Here is a 23,027-nt window from a genome sequence, read left to right on the forward strand (position 1 = left end):
GTATCCAGAATGGCTGGCGGTCGTGCGGGAACAGCGGAGTCTGCGGCTTCATCCGATTCCAGACACATCCGAATTTCAATCCGTGACCAAGGCTGGGGCATCCCCGAAGAAGATTTGCCACGGATATTTGAACGCTTTTACCGCGTCGACAAGTCCCGGACCCGCGCCCTCGGCGGCAGCGGCCTCGGCCTTGCCATCGCCAAAGAACTTATCGAAGCACATGGAGGAACCATTACTGTCACCAGCGAGCAGGGCCATGGAACCGAGTTTGTGATTGAATTATAGAATCAGCAGGCCATCCCCGCTTCTGAGGGATGGCCTTTTATTATTTCAAACGAGTCTTGATCGAACCTCGTAAACTCGAAATCAGTGAAGAAAGTCCAGACATCCGCACATCCAAAAGAAGGAATTTACGTAAGAAAAACAGAAATAGTAATAAGCAGGGAAAATGACATTTTGGGGGTAATAGATTGGCAGATCAGGTGGATCGTTTCAAGTATCACGAAGAATTTGGAGAATATGACGGGTGGCTCACTGTAACCAGCCCTGCAGACCTGTTTGGAAGTGAAGAAATTGAACTTCTTGGCGGCTGCAATAGCAAGCCTCCCCTCTCAGCCGAAGCGCTTAATACAGTAAACTTTTTAAAAAAGGAATTTCACCATATTTATAAAACGGTACTTGAAACACTTTTTACTTTGCAGGAGGACGGATTGATCAAATGGGAAGTTTTCAACGAGGAAAACTACTCGTTCAGTCCAATTACTTTTTCAAGCAGCAGTGAGATCCATTCCTATATCGGCAAGCCTGTTTTCCGAATCCGGCCCGAGACTGTAAAGAATGGTTATACATACCTGGCGTTAACTTTTTATAAAGATAACCAACTGTCAATTGAGCACGGAATCACGTTCGTTTTTTGGAAAAACGACCTAATCCATCTTGACTTCACTGATGATATTTCCACAGTTGATGGAATCTACTATTACGAAAAAGACCCTGCGAAGTGGAAGGAAGGGTTATGGCGAGTCATGTTTGAGGCTGTCAAAGAGCGAACCCATAACGACAAAGACCTAATCCGTTCCAGGTGGCTACAGGAAAAATAGTTGGTGAATCCGCAGCGGTACTCAGAGCTAGAGCCAGGGCCATTCCACATTACCGGAATGGCCTTTTTCTTTAAGTATTGATAAAACTCTGAAATGTGTTGATAACTCTTCAAATTGTCTTGATAAAACTACTAACTATGCTCATAAATTAGCTTGCCTCCAACCAACTAGACGAGCAGCAGCCCGTCAAGGTCGAGGATTTCAATCCGCTTTTTCGGCTTCTGGAGAATCAGGCCTGCATCCTCAAACTCTGCCAGTTTCCGGCTGATCGTCTCAGGTGTTGTACCGAGATAGGAAGCAAGGTCCTTTCTGCTCATCGGGAGCTTGAATTCATGCGGGCGGGCTCCATCCTCGAGGCACTCAGCAAGGAACAGAGCAATCCGCGTTTCAACTTTTTCGGTGGCCGTCCGGGTGGTTTGTTTTTCCGACTGCTCCAGCCGGCTTGAGAACTCAGCCAGAATTTCCAACGAAATCTTCGGGTATTTCAGCAGGTATTGCTGGAGGTCTTCCCGGCTGATCATGCACGCCTCCGTATCAAGCATCGCTTCGGCAAAAGACTCATGAATGCCTTCGCTGAACAAAGCCAGCTCCCCGGTAAAATCACCAGGATTGAGGATGCGCACGAGCTGCTCCTTCCCTGATTCGGACAACCGATAAATCTTGACCTTCCCTTTATGGACAATGTAAAGAGAATCCGACTTGTCCCCGGCATGGTAGACAATTTCACCTTTCTTATAAAAAGCAGGCCGGACAGCATTCATGATTTCGTCCATTTGTGATGGCTCAAGATGATTAAAAATTGGAACCTGGGCAATGCAGGGTTTGTGCGTGTGCCCATGGTGCGTACAATGACCGCCATTTCCAGCTCCGCAACTGCTGCCAGCCTGATTATTCTTTTGAACGATGTTCATCCCACATCCCCCCCATTTTATATTGTTACCCTAATATTGCTTCTTTTTTCTGCATTCGTCCAGTTACTGGATGCAGTCGAAAACTTGGCTAAGACACCTTTGAGGACAAGACAGGATAACCTAATTTTGTAAGAATATTTTCAATCTGTACAGCTGTAATGGCTCCTGTTTCAAATTCCGCTTTCACTTTGTTAAGGTTAAAAATAACCTTTGCAGATGTGACACCAGCAGTTGTGCTGAGCGCAGTTTCAATTCGTTTGATGCAAGATGAACAGGTGAGCGGTTCAAGTTGAAACACAGCTTTTGACATAAGACAATTCCTCCTATTGGTTATGTCTTTAGTGTAAAGCCAGCTCAACTTTAAAAAATTGACGAGGAACAAGTTTTTGAGATTTTCAGTTTTCTTTTTTCAAAAGGGATTGTAGATGGACAGGGTAGTATCTCCATAGAAAAAGGTTCTCTTATGCCAGCTTCTCTGTCTGTCGACCGCCTGCAAAACGCAGTCAAAAGAGCCGGTTTCCGAGAGCAAAAAGTTCTATTAAAAAATCCCCCTGCACCAACACCGACAAGGGGATTTCTTCTACTATTCTTTTATGCCCACCACATATCAGCCGGTTTTTCACGGATGAGCACGTCGTTCAAGTTTTTCACAGCAGTGGAGAAGCCCTCCTCAACGGACATGAGGGGATCTTCGTGTTCAATGCTGACAACATAGTCATAATTGTACAACCGAAGGGCGCTGATCATATCGTTCCATTCCTGCAGCCCATGGCCACAGCCTACACTCCGGAACATCCAGGCGCGTGTCTGGACTTCACCGTATGGCTGCATGTCCGTTAGGCCGTACATATTGACATTGTCCTGGTCAATGTACGTATCTTTGGCATGGAAATGATGGATTGCACCTGCTTTGCCAAGAATTTTGATAGCAGCGACAGGGTCGATTCCCTGCCACCAGAGATGGCTTGGGTCGAGGTTCGCGCCAATTGCATCATTTGTTTTTTCGCGAAGCTTCAACATCGTATATGGAGTATGGACTAGGAAGCCCCCGTGGAGTTCAAGGCCAATCTTGACATTGTTCTCCTGAGCCAACTCACCAATTTCCTTCCAGTAAGGGACAAGTTTATTTTCCCACTGCCATGTCAAGACGTCGCCATACTCGGCTGGCCATGGGACGACTGGCCAATTCGGCTGTTTCGCCTCGTCACTGTCGCCGGCTGTTCCGGAAAAAGCATTGACGACCGGTACCCCAAGAAGCCCAGCCAGCTTGATCGTTTTCCTTAACACTTCATCCGATTCCCGCGCGAATTCCTTATCGGGAGTAATCGGATTGCCATGACAGCTGAACGCGCTGATTGTCAGTCCGCGCGATGTGACGGCTTTCAAGTAAGCCTCTCGTTTCCCTTCATCTTCAAGCAGTTCATCGAGGGGGCAATGCGCATTTCCCGGGTAACAGCCGGTTCCAATCTCAACTGCATCAAGGCCTGCCTTTTTTACATAATCGAGCATTTCTTCAAACGGTTTCTGTGAAAACAAAACGGTAAAGACGCCAAGTTTCATTACAGCAATACTTCCTTTCTCAAGGAAACGATTTTCTTTGTTTCCTGTGATTCAAGCGCAGCCAGGATGATTTGCAGTGACTTCATCCCTTCTTCGCCGGTGATTAACGGCTCGTTGTCTTCGAGGATGCTGTCGACAAAATGGTTGATGACGTGAGAGGTTGTTTGCCCGCCATCTTCGTTCGTCTGGATTTTGTCGAGCTTATGGTAGATTTCACTGCCGTCCTGATACTGTTCAATGAGTGAATAGTCAGGATGGTCTTCGAGGCGAAGGATTCCTTTTTCACCGTAAATGACCGTCGAGTTGTCCCCGCCAGTCACATAAGACCAGCTGGCCGTGAGTGTTCCAACGATCCCGCTTTCGGTACGAAGAATGCAGACTGCATTATCATCAACCTCGGTATTTTGCTTCGCACTCGTTTCGATAAATGCGCCGACTTCGGAAAACTCACCCAGCAAATAGCGCAGTAAATCAGCCTTGTGAACACCAAGGTCACCCATAGCACCTATAAATGCCTGCTCTTTGTTAAAAAACCAGCTGCCCGCCCCGTCGACGCTCCAGCCTTCAGGCCCAGGGTGGCCAAAGGTTGTTTTGAAGCTATAAATCTTGCCGAGTTTTCCGTTATCAATGATTTCCTTTGCCCGTTTATGGGAAGAGACAAACCGCTGGTTATGGGCAATCATCAGCTTTTTGCCGTTTGAACGGGCTGCAGCAATCATTTCATCCGCTTCCTGCTGGGAAGTGGCCATCGGCTTTTCACAAAGAACATGTTTTCCGGCATTCAAGGCAAAAATCGAAACCGGGGCATGCAGATAGTTGGGAAGGCACACACTGACTGCGTCGATTCCCTCAAGGCTGATTGCTTCCTTGTAGTCTGTAAAAGCGCGGGCACCATATAGCTTGGCAAATTCCTCTGCCCGTTCCGGAACAATGTCACAAACTGCCGCAATCTCAACCTGTTTATTCAAATGGTATTCTGGTAAATGACGATAGTTTGCGATGCTTCCACAACCGATTATCGCGACTTTTAATTTGCTCATAAACTCCATCTCCCTTATCCCTGATATTCAGCTTTCTTTACATGTACTTTTTGATAAGTGGTTTCCATTTGATAATGGCTGCCAGTTTCACTCGACTGGTGGATTCCGTGCATCATTTCCAGGACGTGCAGTGCCAGTTTCCCACTTGCATGCGGCTCTCTGCCATCCGTTATTGCATCCACCAGGTAACAGACCCCCAAGCCGCGCATATTGTCATATGCTTCCCCTTCAGGCTTGAGTTCGGTCCACTCATCCTCATTTTGCCGTTTTACCAAAAGAGGAAGATTGAAATAATTCGGATCGGGCAAACTGATCGTCCCGCGTTCCAGATAAACTTCGAGAAATGGTGTCCTTGCTGAGGACACATCAAAGCTGGTTGTAATGGTTGCACTGCCGCCAGCAGCAAATTCCAGGATGCCGCTAACATGAGTTGGAACCTCGACGGTGATGATATCACCGAATTTTTCCGGAGCGGTGATGACCCGTTCACTGAACGTAATTGCTGCCGAGCCAGTCAACCTTTTGACAGGACCAAACAGGTTCGCGAGCGCAGTCAGGTAATACGGGCCCATATCATACATAGGCCCACCGCCTTTTTGGTAAAAGAACTCAGGATTTGGGTGCCACGACTCCGGCCCGCGTGACATCATAAACGAAGAAGCCCCGACAATCCTTCCCAGTGAGCCTTCTTCAATCAGCTCGCCGGCAAGCTGGATGCTGCCGCCAAGAAATGTATCGGGAGCCGAACCAACGATAACCCTAAACTTCTCAGCCTCGGCAAGTACCCTTTTTCCATCTTCAAATGATACCGCCAATGGCTTTTCCGAATAAACATGTTTGCCATTGCGAATCGCTTCGATTGAGATTTCCGCGTGTACACTCGGAACCGTAAGATTAATGACAATGTCAATGTCCGGAGAAACCATCATATCCTCAACAGTCATACTTGCGATTCCGTATTTCAGTGCGGTCTCTGCCGCCTTTTCCATATGAATATCAGCGCAGGCGACAACTTCATATTTTTGAAAGCGTTTGCTGTTTTCGATATAAATACCGCTTATATTCCCACAGCCTACAATCCCTGCTTTCATTCCTCACTACCCCTTTACTTTTTCAGACAGGTATGGAAGCTGTGCCCGCAAATAGTTCAGGCTTATTTCGACGCTTTCGAAAGGATCGCGCCTGCATGCATCCTGCTCGACAATCCACCACTGAACGCCCGCTTCCTGGCCTGCGTCGAGAATTGCGTTTAAATCGATACTTCCAGTCCCAAGTTCAGCAAAGAATTGCTCCTCATCAGCCGTCATATCCTTCAAATGGACGAGCGGGGAACGGCCGGCGTAGCGGTTTAGCCAGCGGACCGGGTTTTCCCCTGCCTTACTCAGCCAGTAAACATCAAGCTCAGTGTTAAGGGCGTTTGAATCCGTATCTTCAAAAATGGTCTCCAGAGCCGTTCTTCCGTCTGATAATGGTTGAAGCTCAAAATCGTGATTATGATAACAAAGGGTGATTCCTTCAGCTTTTAACGTTTCTCCTATTTTATTAAGAGATGGTATCATGGAGAGGTAAAATTCCTCGTTTCTTAGTTCAAGCGGCAAATATGGACAAACTGCGTATTGGATGCCCACCGTCTTTAAATCATTAATAACCTTCTCCAAGTTTCCTTCCAGTTCCGGGAGAGGAATATGGGCAGAAACCGCCTGGAGGCCCAATTCTTCAATTAGCCCTTTCACTTCCTGGGCAGACAATCCTCCGAAACCGGCAAACTCAACACCATCATATCCAAGCTCCGCAACCTTTCGTAACGTGCCGGCAAAGTCTTTCTCGGCTTCCTCCCGCAATGTATACATTTGAACCGCTACAGGAATCTTTCTCATCTTCCAGCCTCGCTTCCCAATCATTTATTTCATTGACTATTCGAGTTAATGATAAAAGAATAGTTGGATTTTTAACATAAATGATATAATTGCGACATCCACTATTTTGCTATTTTAATAACTAAACGGATGGTGCCCGATGAAAACAACAATTCTTTTTTGCGGCTATTCCTACCATACACAGCCCTTTTACTCTGCCTATAAGTCAGGATATCCCTCCTACCTGTTCCGCCTCCAGACAGAAGGAACATGCAAAGCAACGGTTAATGGAAAGGAAGCGATTCTTACAAAAGGGGATCTTCTTCTTGTCCGGCCTGGTGATCAATATGATTTAATCGTTGAGGAAATGCCCAAAAACCAGTCGGTCATGAGCGGCGATTACCATGTGGCATGTGAGGGCGCATGGCTGGACGACTGGTGGGAACGCTGTGCCGAATCCGGAATAACCCGGATCCAAGTCGATGAAACGATTCTATCCTTATGGCGGCACCTCATCATAGAAGACCGCCGCCCATCTGCACTGCACTACAATGAACTATCCGATTATTTTTTGCGGGCGCTTTGCTTATCATTGGATCGGGCCATAAAAGAAACGTCTTCATCAAACAGCCTTCCATTTCCGGTTGCCAAAATGATGCGATACATTGAGGAGCACGCGACCACACCGCTCAAGCTGGAACAAGTGGCCAGGCATGCAGGGCTAAGTGTTTCACGGGCAGGACATCTTTTCAAAGAAAGTCTCGGAAAAACTATCATTGCTTACACTCTTGAAATTCGGCTGGCAGCTGCAGTCGAGAGAATGAAATATACAACGATGACACTTGAGCAGATAGCCGAAGAATGCGGATTTGGCGCCTACCCATATTTCCACAGGGTTTTTCAAAAGAAATACGGAATCTCACCTGGGGCATACCGGAGGATGGAGTAGGAAAAGAGTCAACAACTGCCACTTTCGGACCAGGCAGATAACCCGAAATTGACGAGAGGTATTGGTAACGTTTTGGGGGCTGGAGGCGCGCGAAATGGCACCAGCACGTTTTATTGGTAACGTTTCGGGCTCTGGAGACATGCGAAATGTCGCCAATACGGTTTATTGGTAACGTTTCGGGCTCTGGAGACATGCGAAATGTCGCCAATACGGTTTATTGGTAACGTTTCGGCTCTGGACCGCTGGAACACTAGGCAGTTCGCTTTGTTAAAAAACGGTTCTGTAGTATTCTTTTTCGTAAATAAAGGAAAGAAGGCTGGCCAGATGGAGAGGTATCGAATTAAACCGGGCAAAGGGCTCGAATTCGGGCTTTATACGCTCGGCGACCATATACCGGACCCGCATACAGGGAAGCGGATTCCTGCACAAGAGCGGATTCGGGAGCTGATTGAGCTCGCGCAGCTTGCCGAACAGGCGGGGCTGGACTTTTTCAGTGTTGGTGAAAGTCATCAGGAATATTTTACGACCCAAGCACACTCGGTAGTACTGTCAGCGATTGCCCAGGCAACGAGCAAAATAAAGATTGGCAGCTCATCGACGATTGTCAGCACCCTCGACCCGGTACGCGTATTTGAGGATTTTGCGACGATTGATCTGATATCGAATGGACGGGCGGAAATCATTGCCGGGCGTGCATCGCGAATTGGGCTGTTTGAGCTCCTTGGCTATGACATAAGGGATTATGAAGAGCTATATGAGGAAAAATTCGACTTGTTGCTGCAGATAAACGAGAAGGAAACACTCAACTGGAGCGGCAAGTTCCGTGCGCCACTCCGGAATGCGCGGGTAATCCCGCGCCCAGTAGACGGAAGCCTGCCGATATGGCGTGCAGTGGGAGGCGGACCGGAGAGTGCGGTAAAAGCCGGACAGGCCGGCGTCCCAATGATGCTTGCTATGCTTGGGGGAGCTGCGACGACCTTTAAGTATTCGGTAGATGCCTATCGGGCGTCGGCCGAGCGAAGCGGTTTTAACAAAAACGAACTTCCAGTGGCAACTGCAGGATTCCTTTTTCCAGCCGAAACGACTCAGGATGCGCTCAGGGAGTATCATCCTTACATCAATGAGGGAATGAAACTAACGAATGGACGCGGGTTTCCATGGGTCGGATTTCAGCACGGTGGTGAGCTGGAAAATGTAATGAATGTTGGCAGCCCTCAGCAGATTGTTGAGAAGATACTGTATCAACATGAGCTGTTTGGCCATCAGCGCTATATCGGGCAAATGGATTTTGGCGGTGTTCCGTTTGAGAAGCTGAAGCGAAATATTGAGCTGATTGCAACCAAAATCTTACCTGATGTGAAAAAGTATACGGCGAGCAAGGAGTAAAAATGGACGCCAGGGTTGGGTCATAGACAGAATTTGGGTTAAAACAATGAGTGTCTATACAGAAGCGATTCTCCAACAAGTGCGGATTTTCCCCTTTCCACAGAAAATCCCCTCTCGGTTCGAACCGGAGGGGTTTTGTTTATGTCTGTAATAATCTGAAAGTGGCGATTTCCGCCAATTGTTTGCCATCCCGGCAACATGACACCTGGCGCATTAAGCTTGTTTGCCATTCTGTCAGTATGTGGCAGAAATATTGACGTAATGCTTCGTCTGCCAGCCGGTTATCGGCTCAAATGGCTTTTCTTGTATGCGGTAATCCGGTCGAGAATCCCGCTTTTCATCACAAAACTCTTCACTTTCTTGTATTCTTCAGCGGTTGCGCCTGACCATTGCGAAGCGGGATTGCGATAGCTGCGCAAGGCATCGATTGTGCTTGTGTACTCTTCATACATTACTGCGCTGGCAAAGTCCGCAATCGGCTGGCTGCGCATGTAGGCTGCAACTTGGCTGAGGGAGCGCGCCTTTGTTTTGCCTTCTATCTTACTAATAATCTCGTTCATTTCCCTTTCAATCACACCCATCAGGGACGCGATGTGGGTCGCATAAGGAAACAAATCCATCGAGTCCTTGTATTGCCTCTCCGCAGTAAGGGCAGCTGCCAGCCTTCTTCTTGACTCTTCAGTCAGATACCGGTAGTGATAATAGAAAAATTGGTAATCGTTATGGAGCTCATTGATTGCCTTAAAGGTTATCCTCACCGACGGCAGCCTTGGCTGTGACCGGGCAAGGGCATCTTCCAAGTCCATAAAGCTTAGCTTCAAATCCACCAGCACATCGTCTTTGTGAAGAAGCTCGGCTGTATCAAGGACAGCCTTGGCCGGAATATACGCGGACTGAATAATTTCATAGCCTGCAACAGCTTCAAGACGGATTGCCGAGTAATCAGCAGCACTTCCTGCCGGGAGGGCAAAATATTCAGTGTTGATGGACTCGGCAATATCGCGGACGAGCAGCTTTTCCCCCTCGTTCAAAGTTGGCCGCAGCCTGTACCTCCGCTTCAGTTTCGCAGCTTCTTCATCGTGAAGGTATTCATTTTTCGCAAATTGTGAATCCAGGATGTAGGAATCGAGAAAGGCTTGCTCATCAAAAACGGCTTCGGTCGGCACAAGCTTATGCAGGGAATAAGCCAGGAACTTCACCTTTTCATCCGACTCCTCCTCACACGCCTTAATCAGAAGTGTAAAGAGGCCAAGTACAAACTCCCTCGGATTTTTAAGGTAGTCATGGCCGGTTTCGGGAAAAAGTGTATGGTAAACGTTTCGGTGCAGCCGCCTCTGTTCAAGTTCCATCTCTGCAAGCTGGAACTTCAGCATTTCCTTATCGATTTTATAAAAAAGTACATCCAGGTTCCCGTTGTAATAAAGCCGTTCAATTTCTTTGTTCTTTATTGGCAGTTCAAGGTCGTACGATTCTATGTATACCAGCACTCCGCCGGGACATTTCGTAATTTTAAAGCCATCTAGTGTAATCATGCTGTCCACCTTTTTTAAAAAATAAGTCCACTTTTAATTGTAAAGTAAAATTTGAGTTCCGACCAAGGTTCTTTTTTATAATCAAGAGTGGTTTTCGGTAATTCCGCAAGGGTTCTAATATCTGTCCCATATCATGACTAAAACGCGCTCATGTCTGATGCCTGTCCTTGAACCGCAACGCATCGGTGCCCTTGAAGCGGGATACCTTTGTCCTATTAGTCAATTAAAAAACCGTTCTTCATTTCTATCAATGCCTGGCGGAAGCTGCCTTCGAAATTCTCACCTTTAGGATTCAAGGCGTGTTCACAACGGGCTGTGTAGGCCATCGTATAGGTTGCTGCTGCCGCTATTTTCATGAGTTCTTTTTTGGTAAAAGTTCTGCCGCGATGCCGCTCGTATTCCTTTACAAAAAGGTATACTTCCTCCCGGGAGGGGGTGATTTTCGTATCGATATCCCAGGTTGTCGGGAATGTTGCTGCTGCGATTCCGAGCAGGTTCAGTTCATCATCCACCGCGAGGCTGTCCCAATCGTAGACCATCACAACTTTGTCATCCTTAAGCCGTAAGTTCTTAAGCGACCAGTCGGCGTGTCCAAGGACGGTTTCCCCTTTGAAGCTTTGTGCGGCCAATTTTGCCTCCAACGCGATTTCGTCGATCCATTCAGCCCCTTTCGCCGTTTTTTCAAAATCAAACAAGGCATTGTGCGGTACCGGGTAAAGGGTCCGGCTTTCGTACAGCCTGCCGCGGGTGATACCTGGCCGTGTTGCGAGGGGCCTGGCACATATGATCAATTCGGCAAAAGCCTGAGCCGTTGCGTTTCGGATAGTCGGGTTGTGGGCGTCCTGCTGCTCACCGACATCCTCGTATGAGTCAACAGTCATGATTGCCTCGCCGAATTTCCGGGGCGGAAGGATTACTTTCGGGCATGGGAAGCCGTCTGTTGCCAGGTGTGACTGGACTTCTGAAACGGCTGTTAAGGTATCAATAGAGATTGAATTTAAATCATCTCCTGCGGTCTGCTTGTGGGCCTTGAGGAAAACCTTCCTTCCATCTTCGAGCACTAGGCCAAACGAAGCGCCGACGCTAAAGCCTACATATAGGCATCTTGCAACGGGAATGCCGAGTTCTGTTTTACAAAATTCCTCAATTCTAGTGGTGATTGCAATGGGGTCGGTTGATTGAAGAATCGATTCTGCAAGAATTCGGTTGTTTTCGATTTTCAGGCTGTCTGACAAAGCTTCTATCAGGTTTTTTTGCACCCTTATCGCCTCTCCTTTTTGTACAGTTTCGTCTCCGTTAAGGCTGCTGCCGTTAAACAGGAAGCTTTCTTGTATTCATTCAGGGACGAGCCGTTTTGACTTAGTGCTATTTTAGAATTGTGCTGGCTTTTTGGGTCACCTTTTTAATAGATATTTTTAAACTCTATCATCGATATTCAAACTCTTTATAGCATTTACACTAAGGCGCAGCAAATTATCCAAAAAAATATAGCCCGGAACAAGTCCCGGGCTACCTCTTTTACCGACTTAAACCTTCGCAGGCTCTTTCTTTTCTTCCTTCACGGTTCCCTCAAGGACTGCCGGGCGAACTCCACTTTTGCCGGAGTAGTTTTCAAGCAGTTCTTTCAGGTCAATTCCGCTTGATGCTTTCAGGGTCTCCTGAAGGCCGGCCATCAGGTTGGTGGCATAGCCAGTGACGCGGTTTGCGCCGCTGCCGGAGCCGCCACCACCAGTGTCGACAATGCTGATCTTATCAATGTTGGCAAGTGGTGCAGCAACTTGCTTCGCATATTCAGGAAGCATTCTGACAATCATGTCCATGACAGCTGCCTGGCCAAACAGGTCGAACGCTTCGGCGATCTTTTGCTTCGCTTCCGCTTCGGCAAGACCTTTCAGGCGGATGATTTCGGCATCCGATTCACCCTGTGCCCTGACAGCATCCGCTTTCGCAAGACCGTCGAGGCGGATGCGCTCGGCTTCTGCCTTTGCCATCGCTTCAATCCGGTATTTGTTGGCTTCAGCTTCAGCCATTTGCTTTGCCTTTTCAGCGGCAGCAGCCTGCTCAACGGAGTAGCGGTCTGCGTCTGCCTTCTTCTTAACTTCTGAATCGTACTGCCGCTCACGGCGCTGGATTTCTTTTTCCTCGAGCTCGATTTGCTTTTGGCGCTCGATGATTTTAATTTGCATTTCCTGTTCAGTTACCTGCTGCTTGGAGCGGGCTGTTTCAAGATCGTACGCCTGGTCGGCACGAGCTTTCGCAATGTCCTGCTCAGCACGGAATTCTGCTACTTTCAGCTGGTTCGTTTTTTCAGCTTCGGCGATTTCAGTAGCTCGCTCAAGCTCGGCGCGTTTCGCTGACTTCGCGGCTTCCGCCCTTTTGACACGTGTTTCCATTTCTGCCTCGGCCGTTGCAATATCGGCATCGCGCTTAACCTGGGCAATTCGCGGCTTACCGAGTGAATCAAGGTAGCCATTCTTATCACGAACATCCTTAATGGTAAACGATACAATCACAAGTCCCATTTTTGCAAGGTCCTGTGAAGCAACGCGCTGGACTTCCTGTGAGAACTTATCGCGGTTTTTATAGATTTCTTCAACTGTCATTGAGCCGAGGATGGAACGAAGATGCCCTTCAAGGACCTCTTTCGCTTCATTTTCGCGGTCTGCCGTAGCTTTGCCAAGGAACTGCTCGGCTGCAGTCGCGATTTCGGAAATCGAACCGCCAATTTTAATAATTGCAACGCCATCCGCCATGACCGGAACGCCCTGTTCTGTATACACTTCAGGCGTGGTTACTTCCAGCTTGCTGGACAAAAGGCTAAGCGGCTGGGACTGTTGGAATACTGGAAAAATAAAGGCACCGCCACCGCGGATAATTTTGATTTTATTGCCAGACTCGTCAAGGTGGACATTCTTGTTGCCAAGCATACTGCCTGTGACAATCAACGCCTCATCCGGACCCGCTGTCTTATACTTCGTGACGAATACACCCAAAAGCGCAATAATAATAAATGCGGCAACCCCTATTGGAACCCAAAACATCATTTCCATTCAATCTCCTCCTAGATCCATTCGTTTTCTATTTTTTCTCTAACTGCAACCTGAAGCACACCATTGACTGTATCAACAATTAGGACATCGTGCCCATTGGCGATTTCCGCGCCATCAAAGCTTTTCGCAGGCTTTGAGATCCGCCCGCTAATCGAGTCGATCATCACTTCACCGTACCCATCTGTGGGAATGGACGTAATCACCTTGCCAATCCTGCCCCTCAAATCAGATTCAGTGTAGGTCAGTGAGACCTCCGCGTTCCTAACCGGCACAAACACGAATACATTCAGCAGGGTGACAAGAATAACAGAAAGGACTGAACAAATAATTAAAATGACAACATGCGACAGAGGCGTCAATTTTTCAAAAATAAACCCTCCGGCAGATAAAAATGTAACGAATGAGAACAAAAGCACAGGATTAAAAAAGTCCAGCCCGTCCAGAGCTCCATCGAGCAGATCACTGAAGAACACATAAAGCAGTGTCAATCCCCCAGCAATCATCAGTCCATAAAGATAAATCGTGTCCATAGGCAAACCGTTCAATAAATCCATCTCTGCCATCACCCCCCGATTGTCTTCCCTTTTATTGTACATTAGGGTATACGGGTAAAAACAGAAAAAGTTTCAATAAATGAAAAATTTGTAAACATTTTCTAAAGATTTCATCCTCCTTTTGCCGCATTTTAGTGAATCTTGAAATGCACAGTTTTCCTGCGGAGCATTTGATGCTCAATTTCATAACGGCCCGTCCCTGTTTACTTGCAGTTCATATCGGGTAAAGAATCAATAACACATCCGAAGGGAGTGCAGCGTGATGGAACCAATTGATTATTTGGCATGGGTTGTGCCAACTCTGTTGGGGGTTTCGTTCGTGGCATCGCTCTATGTCGTATCAAAAAAGCCGAAATATTTGACCGAAAAAGTATCGCGACGCAAAATTACAGACTAATATAAAGAAACGCGCTGGCCACCAGATTGGCTCAGCGCGTTTTAGTTTATGAGTTTTCCAATTGTTTTTTAATGTTAATATAGTACATATAGCGAAAATGTGTACAGGGGGAGAACGGCTTGAGGTTATTAATTGTAGAAGATGAACAAAACATCCGTGACCTGCTTAAACTTTATTTAAAAAAACATTTTGACATAACCGAAGCTGATAACGGCAGGGACGGGCTGCGGCTCTCCCTTGAGCAGGACTTCGATTTTATTATTCTGGACATGTTCATGCCGGAAATGGATGGCTTGGAAGTTTGGAGAAACCTTCGCATTCAAAAAGATACACCAATTCTCATCCTGACCGCCCAGTACTCCGAGGAACTTGAGGAGGCAGGAAAAGAGGCAGATACGCATTATATCCTAAAGCCGTTCAGCCCAAAGAACGTAGCCGCACATATCCTCCAAACCCTCAGTTTAACGGGGAGTTAATTCTATTCTTCAATTCCATTCTTTTGAAAGACAAACCAGTTAAAATGGCAAAACGAAGAGCCGGCCAGTAGTGGCCGGCTCCTCTTTTGATTCGTCTCACAAGCAGCGTCCACCTCACACGGACAAATGGAGAGAAAAGTCACGGCAGGGGTCTGACCCCTCTCCCCCGTCTACAACTCCGGCTGGATCATGTTGAGGAATTGCCTGGTCCGTTCGTGTTTTGGGTTTGTGAAGATGTTCTCGGGTTTGTCGCGTTCGAGGACGACACCGTGGTCCATAAAGATGACTTCATTGGCTGCTTCCCGGGCGAAACGCATTTCGTGGGTGACGACGATCATCGTCATCCCTTCAATGGCCAAGTCCTTCATAACCTTCAAAACCTCACCGACAAGTTCAGGGTCAAGCGCGGATGTTGGTTCATCGAATAGCATCACTTCCGGCTCCATCGCAAGCGCCCGGGCAATGCCGACACGCTGCTGCTGGCCGCCAGACAATTGATGCGGATAATAATCGAGCTTGTCGCCGAGCCCTACTTTTTGCAAAAGCATTGCAGCCTTCTGGCGGGCATTTTCTTTGTTTTCGCCTTTGACAACAACCGGCCCTTCCATGACATTTTCAAGGGCCGTCATGTGCGGGAACAGGTTGTAACTCTGGAACACCATCCCGGTCAGGCGCCGGAACGAAGCGATTGCTTTGTTCGGTACAGGTTTACCGTTAAAATCGAGTGTCTGCCCCGAAATCGAGATGCTCCCCTTCGTCGGTGTTTCCAGCACATTCAGGCAGCGAAGCAAGGTTGTTTTACCCGAGCCAGACGGGCCAATCACGACTACTACCTGCCCTTTTTCCACTTCCAAATCAATGCCTTTAAGCACTTGAAGGTCGCCGAATTGCTTATGCAAGCCTTTAATTGATATCATTTGCCTTCCCCCTCTCCATTATTTGACATACCGGTCAAACCTCGCTTCCAATTTCCCCTGGAAGATGGAAAGGATGAAGCAGACAATCCAGTAAAGCAGGGCAGCCTGTAAGTAAAGCAGCAGGAATTCATAATTGGTTGATGCGATTTCCTGCGCGCGCCGGAACATTTCCGTAACGAGAATCGTCGCGGCTAGCGACGTATCCTTCACAAGGCCTATGAATGAATTTGATAATGGCGGAACGGAAACCCTGGCGGCCTGGGGCAGGATGATTCTTTTTAAAAGCTGCGGATAGGTCATCCCGATGGAATAACCGGCTTCCCATTGTCCCTTCGGAATCGAGAGGACCGCAGCCCGAATGATTTCGGACGCATATGCACCGACTGAAAGTGAAAAACCGATAATCGCTGCCGGGAATGGGTCAATGACGACACCCATTGTCGGTAACCCATAAAACAGGATAAAGAGCTGCACGAGAAGTGGCGTGCCTCTAATCGCAGAAACATAGACTCGCGCTATATACTGGAGCGGTTTGATATGCGAAATCCTGGCCAGTGCAGTCAGCACGGCCAGGACCAGCCCGATGACGAAGGAAATAAGCGTCAGCGGGATTGTATATTGAATAAGCCCTTCCAGAAGCGGCATCCAAGAGTTTTTCGCAATGTTGACAAGCCGGTCCATCCGTTCAGGGTCGGCAAAAATACTATTTAAGTACATTCTCACCAAACCATTTCTTGGAGATTTCGTCGTACGTACCGTCTTCAATCATTTCGTTCAGCGCCTTGTTGACTTCTTCAACAAGAGTCTCGCTTCCCTTGCGGAACATCAGGCCGCTCTGGGAAGCATCTTCAGATTCAGCTCTCACTTCAACCTGTGCATCCGGACGGTTCTTTTTAAAATCAAGGAACGCGATTTTGTCATTGATCGTTGCATCGACTCGCTTAGAGTTCAGTAGCTCAACCGCCTGGTTAAAGCTATCTATCCCAACAACCTCGGCGCCAAGATCCTTTGCCAATTGCCCATAATTACTAGTCAAAGTCTGGGCAGATTTCTTTCCTTTAATGTCTTCAAATGATTGTATATCTTTATTGTCAGTCCGTGTAATCAGAACCGCTGCAGATGTAATGTATGGTTCAGAGAACAAATATTTCTCCTGGCGGTCAGGACGGATCCCTACCTGGTTTGCAATCATGTCAAAACGTTTCGCATCAAGTCCCGCAAAAATTGCATCCCAATTCGTTTCCTGAAATTCAACGTCAACTCCGAGACGCTTTCCAACCTCGCGGGCAATTTCAACGTCAAAGCCAGTCAGCTCGCCTTTATCATTATGAAATGAGAACGGAGCATATGTACCTTCCGTACCAACGACCAATTTGCCTTCATCCTTAACCTTCGCCAGCAAATCGTCCTTGTTTGCAGTTTCTTCTTTATTCGTATCGCCTTTATTGCCGCCGCCATTGTTGGCATTGTCATTCGAGCCGCACGCAGCAAGCACTAACACCATGCTCAATAGCAGTACAAAAAACAATGATAATTTCTTCAAAAGTAAAACCCCCTAAATCATATTGGATTGGTCAACATTCCTCATAATAGTACACGCCCAGCCACCTTGTCAAAGAAATTATTTCTGTATATTTTACCCTGCTTGGTCACAGTTAATCGTTTAATTTGGAAATCGGATCTTCGTGCTCTAAATATGGCTTTTTTATTGTTTATCTACATGCCATTAGCCGGCCTGGCCTCAAAGACATTTTCATTTTTTGACATAGGGTTTTGTCCTGGAAATCGCTGCTCGAGGACATGATCACACTTCTGACACGGGGTTTGTCCTTGAAACTCTTGCTCAAGAACATGTTCACATTTCCGACATGGGGTTTTGTCCTTGAAACTCATGCTCAAGGACATTATCACATTTCCGAGACGGGGTTTCGTCCTTGAGCCCCTTCAAACTGCACCATTTTATTTTCCGAACTTGTTTGCTTCGTCATCCACAAAAGCCTATTTTTTGAAATTTAAAGAAAAATTATCCATTTTTGGTATCAATGTGATATCATTATGATAACAAGCAAATAAGGAGGAGATCGGAATGCAGGAAAAAGATGTGTTTAAGTTGAACGGTTTTGCCGGGTTGGGGATTTTTATCCTGGTTGTTGCCGCTGCGGTGTATTTTCTTGTCCAATTCGGAATGACAGGAAGCCTGGTCTGGGCAGTAATCGGCATAATCCTTGCGGCTGCTGCTTTTTTAATTATGACCGGCTTCACGATTATTCAGCCGAATCAAGCGATGGCACTGACATTGTTCGGAAGTTATCTCGGTGTCATCAAGAAGGAAGGCTTTTGGCTAACGGTTCCGCTAAGTGTCCGTAAGAAGGTGTCACTTAGGGTACTCAACTTCAACAGCGACAGGCTCAAAGTTAATGACCTCGAAGGAAATCCAATTGAAATTGCTGCAGTTGTCGTTTATAAGGTTTTTGACACAGCGAAGGCCGTGTTTGATGTCGAAGATTATAAAACATTTGTCCACACGCAAAGTGAAACGGGCCTCAGGCATATTGCCAGCCAGTATCCGTATGACAACTTCAACAATGACTACGAAATTTCGCTCCGCCAGCATTCGGACGAAGTAGGCGAGGAGCTCACAAAGGATTTGCAGGCACGGCTTAAGGTTGCCGGCGTTGAAGTAATTGAAGCACGGATTATGCACCTTGCATATGCAAGTGAAATTGCGTCTGCCATGCTGCAAAGGCAGCAGGCGAAAGCGGTCCTGGCAGCAAGGAAGGTGATTGTCGACGGAGCGGTCGGCATGGTCAAGTCGGCGATTGAGCAGCTGAGCAATGAGGGCGTTGTTGAGCTGGACGAAGAAAAGAAAGCGCAAATGGTCAATAATCTGATGGTCGCCCTCGTTTCCGAAAAAGGCAATCAGCCAATCGTCAATACCGGATCGATTTATTAAGGTTGTGATGGCATGGCGGATAAGAAAAAGTTCCTTCTTCGGATCGACCAAAAGACATATGATGCACTTGAACGGTGGGCAAGCGATGAATTCCGGAGTGTGAACGCCCAGATTGAGGTCATTTTAAAAAATGCACTAAAGGAAAATGGCAGACTTAAGAAGGAAAAATAATGAAAGGGCCAGTCCGCACTATTAGCGGCTGGCCCTTGTTATTTAGGCTGCACTTAACTTAGCAGCAATCGCCTTGAAGAAGGCGGCTACTGACTTTCGAAGCGGGCCGTAGAAGAATATGCCGCTCACGAGCAATAGCATGCCGAACATGAATGTCTTGATATCGGCTGTCCCGGCAGCAATGATCCAGATTGAGTAAATCGTTGAAACCACGGCAATGACTCCGTCGGTTATCCGTGCCTTTTCACCAATCGCATACGTATCTCCGGTGACCACCAGCTTCAATTGATACATAGAAGCAATGAAGTATGGAATCAGGTACGACAGGGTTGCGATGAAGATGATGAAGTCGAACGCCTGTGAGATCGAGTTTGATATGGTTGAAAAAATAAACAGCTGTCCGAGTGAGTTCGTGATGATTAACGAACGGACCGGGATGCCCTTTTCATTTTCTTTTAAAAACGATGGCAGGAAGATGCCCTGTTTTGCGGCCTGGTATGGAACTTCGGCGCTGAGCATCACCCATCCAAGCGTCGAGCCGAACAAGCTGATCAAACCTAATACGGCAAGTGCCTGGCCGCCAATCGGGCCGACAAAAGCAGTAATTGCATCAATCAATGGTTTTTCAGACGCAATCAATGCATCCTGGCTAAGCATGCCCATCACAAGCGCTGAAATTCCAACGTAAATCGCAAGTGCGATCAACAGTCCAAGAATTGTGGCGCGCTTTACATCAACTTGCTTTTTCGCGCGTGATGCAAACACCATCGCGGATTCGACCCCGATAAACGCCCAAAGCGTCGTCAATGCCGCTGAGTTGACCTGGCCCAGCAAGCCAAGCGAATTCCCCTGCGCGTCTATACGAGGTTCAACCATTGGCAAAATATTCGTTTTGTCAAAAGCAAACAGGCCGATCAAAATGAAAATGATGAAGCCGGCTACTTTTGCGGCAGTCGCCAAGAAATTCAGCCTGCCGGCATTTTCAATACCGCGCATGACAATCGTATGAGTTGTCCATAAAAGCAGTGTACAAACAATAAATGTCAGCACGTTTCCGACTTTAAGCGTAAAACTTCCAATAGTAAACCAGTCAGCCTGGCTTGTTAAAATCGGGAAGAACGTTGACAGGTAGCCCGCAAACGTTGTAATAATGGCAATGTTTCCGACGAGGTTCCCAATCCAGTAGCCCCAGCTTGCCATGAAACCTGAAAGCTTCGATGCGTGTGTGCCCTGCTTGAACAAGTCTTTCGCATAAATTTGCGGACCGCCGCCAAGTTCAGGCTTGCGGATCGCCAGGTTCCCAAAAACGAGCGCGACCATCAGTACCCCAAATCCCGTCAGTATCCAAGCCATCAGAACGCCAGCCGGACTTGCTGCTTCCGAAAGTGAACGCGGCAGCATAAAGATGCCCGAGCCCACCATATTTCCAACGACTAAAGCCGTCAACACCCATAATCCTAATTTTCCGTTCTTGCCCATCTATGATGTCCCCTTCCTTGTTGTATGTTCGGAGCTATCTTATTTGTTACAGCGAATTGCCGATTTACTGCTAATGCTGTTGGCAGAATGATTTGTTAATCTACGAACTAAGCGTTGGTGGACTTTTTGTAACCCGCCAACTGTCAATTAATCTACGAACTAAGCGTTGGTGGAGTTTCTGAAACCTGCCAACCGTCAATTAATCCACGAACTAAGCGGTGGTGGACTTTTTGTAACCGGCCAACCGTTAATTAATCCACGAACTAAGTGTTGGTGGACTTTTTGTAACCCGCCAACCGTCAATTAATCCACGAACTAAGTGTTGTATTGAGCCGGCAGTTACTCCTGGCAGGGCACCAACCAAGACTGAGAGTCAATTTCATTCTATCCCGAGGACTGGTTTGTCCTGAATTTCTGTAAATCTGTCCTGTATCTTCCGGGAGATGTCCTGAATATATAAAGTTGTCCTGTCTCAATTGAGCCGGCAGTTACTCCATAATAAAAATAAAAAACACACCCTGATACGAGTGTGTTTGCGCCGCATCAGACAAAACGGATAGTTCACCATGGCGGTTGCCATGACAGTCCTGCACCTGTTCGGATACAGTCCCAGCCGACTGCAGGCAGGTCCCTGCAGCGCTTCGGCGGTTTTTCCTTTTGTCCAGCCTCGTTGGGAATTCCTGTCCCTCTTCTGGAGTACTCTTAAAAACCGCGACCTCTACCTCATCTTGAACTGATGAGGATTATTGAATTAAGTTGTTGTTCCGGACATATGCCCAAATCAGTGCGCTATCAATGTGGATGGCGCTCCCAGAGTAAGCCAGGAGGCACATCTGTGCCAAACTCGATGGCGTATGCGGACAATAGGCACTGCTTTAAATGACTATACAATGATAAAGCCCTCGCTCTTCTCTGTCAAAGGTAATTTCTGTATGCAGGCTTGGAGCGTAGGCCCATTTTTCCAAAAGGAAGGGGTTAAAGGGCTTGTTTCTGTTTGGTGCTCTGGTTGATAAATTGGGTTATTTCCGAGACCGCTCCGGTAATTTCGATGGTGGCACCCTCCTCGATTACCGGTGTGAGCGAGATCATGTAATAACGGTGTTTGATTTGGACCATGAAAGTATGGCTTTCGGAATAGTCCCAGCTGGAGGTGCAGTAATCCATGATTTCACCGCCTGTGGCCGGAAGCAGATCCTCGACGGGGGTTCCGGGCAATTGGCTCGGAGGGAAGCCGAACTCGCGGATTAATCCGCCCTCGATATACGTAATAGTGAAGATGCCATCTTTTTTTGTAAAAGAGAAGACAGCGCCCGGGTTTTTCTTAATGATTGATTCCGCTGCAGCGGCTTCCTGTTTGTATTCATCTATTGGCAGAAGGATTTCATAGACTCCTTTAAGAATGAAATAGTAGCCGAGCACCTTGAAGATGTGCCCTGAGAAGTTGTCGAGGTCGAACACGCTCCGGTAGACGGTGAAAATGAGTTCGGACAGGAACAACAGGGTGAACGCCATTCCAAGGTTCAGGTAAACTGTATGTTTGTTCAGATAATATTTGTACAGGCAAATGACAAGTGCCGCTAGATGCATAGAAGAAATGATGTATTCGAGTATATTTTTGAGTGGCGTTGTACCCCGGCCTTCAATGACCAGCTGGGGCAGCGACTGTTCAAATGTAAAAACAAATAGTGTGATAAGAGCGGTTGTCGCGAGTGACGCCGCTACAGTTGGCCAGCGCCAGTCCCGGGTCAGCTTCCGGTCTTTCATGAGCATGATTATGACCATAAGCCCGGCCTCAAGCGCCCTCCCTGCAATCCAGAAATAGGTTGCCTTTTGGACGGAGCTTTCGGTGATGAAGAATGGCATGCCTTTGAAGGTCAGCGTATGGAACAAATCGACAAGCCCGACTGTGTAAAAGGTGAACATGAGCCAGAGTGCGGCCATGGATTTGCTTTTCTCGTATGTTTTCCAGCAGTACAGGAAGATGGTCATTGACACAGCGATACTGAAAAATTCCAGGACGGTATGGAAAGAAACATAGTTGACTGGGTCATAAATTTCCGAGAGCTGCGGGTGGAAGACGTGAATCATCATCAATGCGACGATTGCTGCGGTTGCATAGGTGAGAAATCTGGTTTCGGCTAATGAATTTTTCAAACTTGCCACCTCCCCGTGGGCTGGTTTTCTTTCATTATAAAGGTTGGAATGACGTACAAACGTTTGAGAATATAGCATCTTTATGAATTTTGAAAAATTTGGAATGATGTTCTAGTTTCCATGTTTGCAATAGTGCCCATTAGTTTAGCGTTTTTTTGTGTATGAGGTTGGAAACTGCTTAAAGAAAACGTTTAGGAATCTGAAATTTTGATTATTTTAATATAGTTTTATTCATCCAATAATGCTCGGATTTCCTCAATTCGGGTCAACTTCTGTTGCTCGGTCGTTATTGTTTCACGTCCGTAAGCTGCATAATCCAGTACCCGCCATCTCAAGGACCTCTCCTATGAAAAAATAGTATCAGCTGCTCGGACAAGGGTTTTGGGATCGGAATAATTGGCATCATACGGATAATCACGAATATCCATCTCAGCCGAAGCTTTTGAATCGAGGAGAAGGGTATTGGATTTTATTATAAAAAGTGCGGCTGCTGCTGCCAGGAGAAATGCAGCGAGGATAAGTGGCTTCTTTTTCATGGATGT

The 23,027-nt window shown here is 47.2% G+C and carries 24 protein-coding genes and 1 riboswitch; of the genes, 8 read left to right on the forward strand and 16 right to left on the reverse strand.

The window, feature by feature from the left end:
* The first annotated feature begins 9 nt into the window (after positions 1–9).
* Complete coding sequence (locus A8F94_RS26650) at positions 10–285, forward strand: ATP-binding protein (protein ID WP_139070068.1); 276 nt, start codon at positions 10–12, stop codon at positions 283–285.
* Between the two features lie 185 nt (positions 286–470).
* Positions 471–1,100, forward strand: coding sequence for a hypothetical protein (locus tag A8F94_RS10710; protein ID WP_066199561.1), 630 nt, complete (start codon positions 471–473; stop codon positions 1,098–1,100).
* 167 nt (positions 1,101–1,267) lie between these two features.
* Here A8F94_RS10710 and A8F94_RS10715 read toward each other — a convergent pair whose 3' ends face one another.
* The 6 genes from A8F94_RS10715 to A8F94_RS10740 all read right to left on the reverse strand — a co-directional run bounded on the left by A8F94_RS10715 (position 1,268) and on the right by A8F94_RS10740 (position 6,488).
* Positions 1,268–2,011: a Crp/Fnr family transcriptional regulator gene (locus tag A8F94_RS10715; RefSeq protein WP_066199565.1), complete on the reverse strand. Its 744-nt coding sequence runs from the start codon at positions 2,009–2,011 to the stop codon at positions 1,268–1,270.
* 88 nt (positions 2,012–2,099) lie between these two features.
* Positions 2,100–2,321 carry a heavy-metal-associated domain-containing protein gene (locus tag A8F94_RS10720; RefSeq protein ID WP_066199569.1) on the reverse strand — a complete coding sequence of 74 codons (222 nt, stop codon included), beginning with the start codon at positions 2,319–2,321 and terminating at the stop codon, positions 2,100–2,102.
* A 281-nt stretch (positions 2,322–2,602) separates the two neighbouring features.
* Positions 2,603–3,571: a sugar phosphate isomerase/epimerase family protein gene (locus tag A8F94_RS10725; RefSeq protein ID WP_066199570.1), complete on the reverse strand. Its 969-nt coding sequence runs from the start codon at positions 3,569–3,571 to the stop codon at positions 2,603–2,605.
* Positions 3,571–4,611, reverse strand: coding sequence for a Gfo/Idh/MocA family protein (locus A8F94_RS10730; RefSeq protein ID WP_066199571.1), 1,041 nt, complete (start codon positions 4,609–4,611; stop codon positions 3,571–3,573). The genes A8F94_RS10725 and A8F94_RS10730 overlap by 1 nt, the downstream gene beginning before the upstream one ends.
* A 14-nt stretch (positions 4,612–4,625) precedes the next feature.
* Positions 4,626–5,702 (reverse strand): Gfo/Idh/MocA family protein, encoded by a 1,077-nt coding sequence (locus A8F94_RS10735; protein WP_066199574.1) that lies wholly within the window; start codon positions 5,700–5,702, stop codon positions 4,626–4,628.
* Positions 5,703–5,708: 6 nt separating this feature from the next.
* Positions 5,709–6,488: a sugar phosphate isomerase/epimerase family protein gene (locus A8F94_RS10740; protein WP_066199576.1), complete on the reverse strand. Its 780-nt coding sequence runs from the start codon at positions 6,486–6,488 to the stop codon at positions 5,709–5,711.
* Positions 6,489–6,627: 139 nt separating this feature from the next.
* Between A8F94_RS10740 and A8F94_RS10745 the strand changes: the two genes are divergently transcribed.
* Complete coding sequence (locus A8F94_RS10745; RefSeq protein ID WP_066199579.1) at positions 6,628–7,416, forward strand: AraC family transcriptional regulator; 789 nt, start codon at positions 6,628–6,630, stop codon at positions 7,414–7,416.
* Between the two features lie 324 nt (positions 7,417–7,740).
* Positions 7,741–8,802, forward strand: a complete 1,062-nt coding sequence (locus tag A8F94_RS10750; protein ID WP_066200457.1) for an LLM class flavin-dependent oxidoreductase — start codon at positions 7,741–7,743, stop codon at positions 8,800–8,802.
* A gap of 281 nt (positions 8,803–9,083) precedes the next feature.
* On the opposite strand, the gene A8F94_RS10755 is transcribed toward A8F94_RS10750, so the two are convergent.
* From A8F94_RS10755 to A8F94_RS10770, 4 genes are all read right to left on the reverse strand, one after another.
* Positions 9,084–10,334, reverse strand: coding sequence for a hypothetical protein (locus A8F94_RS10755; RefSeq protein WP_066199582.1), 1,251 nt, complete (start codon positions 10,332–10,334; stop codon positions 9,084–9,086).
* 215 nt (positions 10,335–10,549) lie between these two features.
* On the reverse strand, positions 10,550–11,593 hold the full coding sequence (locus A8F94_RS10760) for a phosphotransferase (RefSeq protein ID WP_066199585.1): 1,044 nt from the start codon (positions 11,591–11,593) through the stop codon (positions 10,550–10,552).
* Between the two features lie 267 nt (positions 11,594–11,860).
* The gene (locus tag A8F94_RS10765; RefSeq protein ID WP_139070070.1) at positions 11,861–13,384 is read right to left on the reverse strand and encodes a flotillin family protein; all 1,524 of its coding nucleotides are present in this window, start codon (positions 13,382–13,384) and stop codon (positions 11,861–11,863) included.
* Positions 13,385–13,395: 11 nt separating this feature from the next.
* A complete protein-coding gene (locus tag A8F94_RS10770; RefSeq protein WP_066199588.1) occupies positions 13,396–13,938 on the reverse strand; it encodes a hypothetical protein in 543 nt (180 codons plus the stop codon).
* Between the two features lie 262 nt (positions 13,939–14,200).
* Here A8F94_RS10770 and A8F94_RS26370 point away from each other — a divergent pair, with 262 nt between their 5' ends.
* Entirely contained in the window at positions 14,201–14,335 is a 135-nt protein-coding gene (locus A8F94_RS26370; RefSeq protein ID WP_302621307.1) for a hypothetical protein, read from the forward strand.
* Between the two features lie 119 nt (positions 14,336–14,454).
* Complete coding sequence (locus A8F94_RS10775; RefSeq protein WP_066199592.1) at positions 14,455–14,811, forward strand: response regulator transcription factor; 357 nt, start codon at positions 14,455–14,457, stop codon at positions 14,809–14,811.
* A gap of 170 nt (positions 14,812–14,981) precedes the next feature.
* On the opposite strand, the gene A8F94_RS10780 is transcribed toward A8F94_RS10775, so the two are convergent.
* Genes A8F94_RS10780 through A8F94_RS10790 form a run of 3 tightly spaced genes read right to left on the reverse strand, consistent with a single transcriptional unit; the run spans position 14,982 to position 17,271 of the window.
* The gene (locus A8F94_RS10780) at positions 14,982–15,728 is read right to left on the reverse strand and encodes an amino acid ABC transporter ATP-binding protein (protein ID WP_066199594.1); all 747 of its coding nucleotides are present in this window, start codon (positions 15,726–15,728) and stop codon (positions 14,982–14,984) included.
* An 18-nt stretch (positions 15,729–15,746) separates the two neighbouring features.
* Positions 15,747–16,445 carry an amino acid ABC transporter permease gene (locus tag A8F94_RS10785; protein WP_066199597.1) on the reverse strand — a complete coding sequence of 233 codons (699 nt, stop codon included), beginning with the start codon at positions 16,443–16,445 and terminating at the stop codon, positions 15,747–15,749.
* On the reverse strand, positions 16,432–17,271 hold the full coding sequence (locus A8F94_RS10790) for an amino acid ABC transporter substrate-binding protein (protein ID WP_302621308.1): 840 nt from the start codon (positions 17,269–17,271) through the stop codon (positions 16,432–16,434). Before A8F94_RS10790 ends, A8F94_RS10785 begins: the two co-directional genes overlap by 14 nt.
* Before the next feature lie 543 nt (positions 17,272–17,814).
* Here A8F94_RS10790 and A8F94_RS10795 point away from each other — a divergent pair.
* Together A8F94_RS10795 and A8F94_RS24990 are read left to right on the forward strand one after the other, a co-directional pair.
* The gene (locus tag A8F94_RS10795) at positions 17,815–18,681 is read left to right on the forward strand and encodes an SPFH domain-containing protein (RefSeq protein WP_066199600.1); all 867 of its coding nucleotides are present in this window, start codon (positions 17,815–17,817) and stop codon (positions 18,679–18,681) included.
* 12 nt (positions 18,682–18,693) lie between these two features.
* On the forward strand, positions 18,694–18,852 hold the full coding sequence (locus A8F94_RS24990; protein WP_077247659.1) for an Arc family DNA-binding protein: 159 nt from the start codon (positions 18,694–18,696) through the stop codon (positions 18,850–18,852).
* Positions 18,853–18,894: 42 nt separating this feature from the next.
* Here A8F94_RS24990 and A8F94_RS10800 read toward each other — a convergent pair whose 3' ends face one another.
* From A8F94_RS10800 to A8F94_RS10810, 3 genes are all read right to left on the reverse strand, one after another.
* A complete protein-coding gene (locus A8F94_RS10800; RefSeq protein WP_066199603.1) occupies positions 18,895–20,331 on the reverse strand; it encodes an amino acid permease in 1,437 nt (478 codons plus the stop codon).
* 549 nt (positions 20,332–20,880) lie between these two features.
* A riboswitch (Lysine riboswitch) is annotated at positions 20,881–21,060 on the reverse strand.
* 246 nt (positions 21,061–21,306) lie between these two features.
* Positions 21,307–22,485, reverse strand: a complete 1,179-nt coding sequence (locus tag A8F94_RS10805) for an MASE3 domain-containing protein (RefSeq protein WP_066199606.1) — start codon at positions 22,483–22,485, stop codon at positions 21,307–21,309.
* A 344-nt stretch (positions 22,486–22,829) separates the two neighbouring features.
* On the reverse strand, positions 22,830–23,021 hold the full coding sequence (locus A8F94_RS10810) for a hypothetical protein (protein WP_066199610.1): 192 nt from the start codon (positions 23,019–23,021) through the stop codon (positions 22,830–22,832).
* Positions 23,022–23,027 lie beyond the last annotated feature (6 nt).

The organism is Bacillus sp. FJAT-27225 (genome assembly GCF_001685025.1).
Classification (GTDB): Bacteria; Bacillota; Bacilli; order Bacillales; family Cytobacillaceae; genus Bacillus_D.